The sequence below is a fragment of the Marinobacter sp. bablab_jr008 genome (genome assembly GCF_016464145.1).
Taxonomy (GTDB): domain Bacteria; phylum Pseudomonadota; class Gammaproteobacteria; order Pseudomonadales; family Oleiphilaceae; genus Marinobacter; species Marinobacter nauticus.
In genome coordinates, this window is the sequence record NZ_JACDWW010000074.1 from 1 (window position 1) to 280 (window position 280).

General features: G+C 53.2%; 1 pseudogene. It reads left to right on the forward strand.

Annotation, left to right across the window (positions count from 1 at the left end):
• A pseudogene (locus JIF53_RS15115) lies at nt 1–138 on the forward strand (transposase); the annotation flags it as partial.
• Between the last annotated feature and the right edge of the window lie 142 nt (nt 139–280).

Here is a 280-nt window from a genome sequence, read left to right on the forward strand (position 1 = left end):
AAAGGCAACCAGTGGTACTTTGGCATGAAGATGCATATCGGCGTGGACGATACGCTCGGCTTGATCCACAGCATCGATACCACCGCTGCCAATGTCCACGACATCGTGTCCGCCGGCAACCTTCTTCACGGTGACGAGCTGAAGTGGACCCCAAATTTTGGACAGGTGCCTAAGCTCTGATTCATCATCTCCACGAGGAGGAGAATCATGAGCAAGAAACGCAAGCAATACAGCGCATCATTCAAGTCCAAAGTTGCTCTGGCCGCCCTCAAGGGTGACC